This window comes from Ornithinibacter sp. (assembly GCF_035443565.1).
In the GTDB taxonomy this organism is placed as follows: domain Bacteria; phylum Actinomycetota; class Actinomycetes; order Actinomycetales; family Dermatophilaceae; genus Fodinibacter.
Genome location: NZ_DAORSO010000175.1, coordinates 1 through 4,073, shown reverse-complemented (window position 1 = coordinate 4,073; position 4,073 = coordinate 1). Strand labels below are relative to the sequence as shown.

General features: G+C 70.3%; 5 protein-coding genes. 1 reads left to right on the top strand and 4 read right to left on the bottom strand.

All coding sequences use genetic code 11. From position 1 onward, the window contains the following. Positions 1-18 precede the first annotated feature (18 nt). From fmdA to PLL68_RS12810, 3 genes are all read right to left on the bottom strand, one after another. Positions 19-1,272: a formamidase gene (gene fmdA, locus PLL68_RS12820; protein ID WP_324534671.1), complete on the bottom strand. Its 1,254-nt coding sequence runs from the start codon at positions 1,270-1,272 to the stop codon at positions 19-21. Positions 1,273-1,335: 63 nt separating this feature from the next. Beyond that, positions 1,336-1,944 (bottom strand): AmiS/UreI family transporter, encoded by a 609-nt coding sequence (locus PLL68_RS12815; protein ID WP_324534669.1) that lies wholly within the window; start codon positions 1,942-1,944, stop codon positions 1,336-1,338. 45 nt (positions 1,945-1,989) lie between these two features. Further along, positions 1,990-2,280, bottom strand: a complete 291-nt coding sequence (locus PLL68_RS12810; protein ID WP_324534667.1) for an FmdB family zinc ribbon protein — start codon at positions 2,278-2,280, stop codon at positions 1,990-1,992. Positions 2,281-2,418: 138 nt separating this feature from the next. Between PLL68_RS12810 and PLL68_RS12805 the strand changes: the two genes are divergently transcribed. After that, positions 2,419-3,234: a DeoR/GlpR family DNA-binding transcription regulator gene (locus tag PLL68_RS12805; RefSeq protein WP_324534665.1), complete on the top strand. Its 816-nt coding sequence runs from the start codon at positions 2,419-2,421 to the stop codon at positions 3,232-3,234. A gap of 47 nt (positions 3,235-3,281) precedes the next feature. On the opposite strand, the gene PLL68_RS12800 is transcribed toward PLL68_RS12805, so the two are convergent. Then, on the bottom strand, positions 3,282-4,073 hold a 792-nt coding region (locus PLL68_RS12800; protein ID WP_324534663.1), incomplete at its 5' end, for a metallophosphoesterase family protein.

Below are 4,073 nucleotides of genomic sequence, written 5' to 3'. Positions count from 1 at the left end.
CGCCCGTTCACGACCCGCTCAGAACGACGACATGGGCACGCCCATCCCGGGGTCGACCTGGTGCGGGCCGCTGGCCGACGGGCGGACGTCGAAGTCGAAGATCGACGTCGGGATGTACACCGTCGAGCAGGAGTTGGGGATGTCGACCACACCGGACAGGCGACCCTCGATGGGCGCTGCCCCGAGGATCATGTAGGCCTGAATGGGCGAGTAGCCGAACTTGGTGAGGTAGTCGATCGCGTGCAGGCAGGCCCGCTGGTAGGACAGGTGCGAGTCGAGGTAGCGCTGCTCACCGTCGAGCGTCACCGAGGTCCCGGAGAAGGCGAGCCACTCGCTGAACCGCGGGTCGGTCGTCCCGGGCATGAAGATGGCGTTCTCCGACACCCCGTAGGTGTCCATGCCGCCCTTGATGAGGTCGACCCGCAGATCGATGAACCCGCCCATCTCGATGGCTCCGCAGAAGGTGATCTCACCGTCTCCCTGCGAGAAGTGCAGGTCGCCCATCGACAGGTTCGCCCCGTCGACGAAGACCGGGTAGAACACCCGCGACCCCTTGGTGAAGTTCTTGATGTCCTGGTTGCCGCCGTTCTCGCGCGGTGGGGCCGTGCGGGCCGCCTCGCCCGCGGCCCTGGCGTACTCCGACTCCGGCAGCGCCCCGAGAATGGCGTGCTCCGGCTCGGGGGGCAGGGCCAGTGGCGGCACCCGGTCGGGGTCGGTGGCGATGAGGGCCGCCTCCCGGGCGTTCCAGCGGGCCAGCAGGTCCGCCGACGGTGCGGTGCCCATGAGGCCGGGGTGGACGATGCCGACGAACGAGACACCCGGGACGTGCCGCGACGTCGCGACGCCCCCCGTGAAGTCCCAGATGACCTTGTAGGCGTCCGGGAACTGCTCGGTGAGGAAGCCGCCGCCGTTCTGGGTGGCGAAGACCCCGGTGTAGCCCCAGCCCTGGCCGGCCAACGGGCCGCTGTCCTCCTGGGGGATCGGCCCCACGTCGAGGATGTCGACGACGAGGAGGTCACCGGGCTGGGCGCCCTCGACGGCGACCGGGCCGGAGAGCACGTGGACGGTCTTCAGCGGGGCGTTGAGGATGTCGTCGGCCGAGTCGTCGTTGACGATCGCCCCGTCGAACCATTCGCGGCAGTGCATCCGGAAGGAGTCCCCCGGCTTGACGTGGACGGCGGCCGGCACCTCGGGGTGCCAGCGGTTGTGGCCGACGTACTTCTGGTCGGTGAACTTCTTGGTCGAGTCGAGGGGGAAGATCAGTTCTGGCATCGGTGCGCTCCTGTGCAGTGGCGGCGGCGACGGGCGCCGCGGGAGTGGATGGGAGGTGCGTGGTCAGACCATGGCCGGCACCCGGGACCCGAGGCGGGCACGGGCGAGGATGAGGCCGCCGAGGTTGAGGACGGCCACGATGACCGCCCACGTGGCGTTCGGGAGGGCGTCCCACCAGCCGGTGAGGAGGAGGAACGCCGGGATGGCCGCGGTGAACCAGCCCTCGACGGCGGCGACGGCACCGGTCCAGGCGGTCAGGCCGTCCCGGTCCCGTCCGAGCAGCTGGAAGAACAGCCACCACAGGTAGGCCCACAGCAGCCAGATGACGGCGAAGGCGTAGTCCTGGTACTCCACGACGTTGACCACGGCGTACCCGACCGCCGCGATCGCGACGAAGAGGGAGAAGTAGCCGAGGCCGGTCCCGTCGAATCCCCAGATCGTGTTCAGCGCGACGTAGAGATAGGTGAAGCCGAACAGGTACAGGCCCGAGGCGCCGAAGATGACGTCCGGGTCGCCGTTCGCCGTGAAGATGAGGTAGGTGGGCGTGAGGACCTGGAGCAGCCCCACGAAGATGTTCAACGGGACGGCCCCGTTGCCACGCACCCAGCCGAGCAGCGCGCAGCCGTTGATGAAGAGGATGGCCCCGACGTACAGCAGGCCGACGTTACCCATGGACCTCCGATCTGCCTGAGCAGCCGGTGTGTGCCTGTGCTCAGGTCACGGTGCAGGGAGTCGGGCCGTCCGCGGGTCGGCGATCGGTCGGGCGCGGCGCGGCGTCATCGGGGCGCCGCGGGGTGCACTGACCACCGCTGGTTCGTGGGCGGACCGCGAGGTCGCCTCGATGAGGCGACGTGCTGTGGCATCCCCGAGCGCGAGCCCGGGTGCCGTGTACCGGCGGCGAGCAGGCTCACCGCAGGACGGGCAGGGAAGGGTGGCAGTGACCTCGGCCATCGGCATCGTGATCGTCAGCGATCCGTGCTCGGCGCAGACGAACTCGTACGTGGCCATCAGGTTACCCTTCCTGTGTCGTCCGTCACACCACCGTAGCGGCTGGAAGGGGGGTCGGCCACCGGAGCGAGAAGTTGGGCCTGACGGGATCGCACCACGACCGCACCACGACGACCGCGCTGAAGGACAATGGGCGTCATGGACTCCTCTCAGGTCGCCCCGCCGTCGGCACCCACCATGCTCCCGGCGCACCGCTATGCCCCTGAGCGCCAGGAGCTCATCCTGCGGCGGGCCCGTGACCAGGGGCGCGTCGAGGTCACCACGCTCGCCGAGGAGCTCGCGGTCACCGCCGAGACGGTGCGCCGGGATCTCACCGCGCTCGAGCGTCGCGGCCTGCTGCGCCGCGTCCACGGGGGCGCGCTGCCCATCGAGCGGCTCGAGGTCGAGCCCACCCTGGCCGCCCGTCGCACCCAGGCGAGCACGCAGAAGCAGCGCATCGCCCAGCGGGCCGTGCAGGAGCTACCCGCCGAGGGCACCGTGCTGCTCGACTCAGGGACGACGACCCAGGCCATCGCCGAGCAGTTCCCCACCGACCGCCGGCTCACCGTGGTCACGAACTCGGTGGCCATCGCGGCCACGCTGAACACCCTGGACACCATCGAGCTCTACGTGCTGGGCGGGCGCGTGCGCGAGCGCACCGGGGCGGCGGTCGGCCAGTGGCTCGAGTCAGCGCTCGCCGACGTCTGCGTGGACCTCGCGTTCCTCGGCACCAACGGCTTCTCGGTGGTGCGGGGCATGACGACCCCCGACCAGTCCGAGGCGATGGCGAAGCGGGCCATGTGCCGGGCCGCCCGCCGCACCATCGTCGTGACCGACTCCACGAAGGCGGGCGTCGACCACTTCCACCGGTTCGCCCGACCCGAGGAGGTCGACCTCCTCGTCACCGACACCCAGCTCGACGACGAGACCGCGGAGCAGCTCGACGCCGCGGGCACCGACGTGGTCCGCACCTGATCAGGAGGCTGTCGCGCCGCCGGTGGGCGCAGCGCCGGGGAGCCCCGTCAGCGGGTGAGCTCGATGGCGTCGAGGACGACCTCACCGGCATCCGAGGGTTGGCGGTACTCCATCTTCAGCGAGGTCGCCGTGGCGTCGAGGCGCATCGCGCCCTCGACGCCGGTGAGGCACAGGCGGCTCCCGTCGGTCAGCTCGTCGTCACAGCCCCCGCGCTCCAGGCCGTTCGTGGCGATGCCGGCGGTGACGTAGTGCATGCCGTCGACGACGACGTCCTCGTAGACGTGCTGGTGGCCGGCGATGACCACGTCGGCTCCCCAGCCGCGGTAGTCCCACCCGGCATCCGGTCGCATCTCGACCTCGTCCGGGTGGGAGGCCGAGGTGAACGCGGGCTTGTGGAAGATGACGACGTTCCACGCGGCGGGGTCCTGGGCCCGTGACGCCGTCAGCCGCTCGCGCAGCCAGACCTGCTGGGCGGCCAGGTCGGCGTCGGGTGCGTCGTTGTCGAGGATGAACAGGTGGATGCCGTCGACCTTGACGTCGTACCACCGCTGTTGGGGGTCGGCCTCGGTGGGAAGGTAGGTGAAGTAGGCCCGGTACTTCTCGAGCCCCGCGCCCTTGTCCTCGTAGTCATGGTTGCCCAGGGCCGGCCAGAATCGCGGCCCCTCGGGGTCCTCGACCCAGTCGCCGTAGAAGTCGCCGACGGAGTCGGTGAACGGGGTGCAGGTGGGGTCGTCGTTGTACGTGTTGTCACCCGCGGTGGTGACGGCGGCGGCATCCCACGTGTCGATCATGTCGGCCACCCGCTGGGCTCCCGGGCCGCAGTTCCCGAAGTCGGCGAT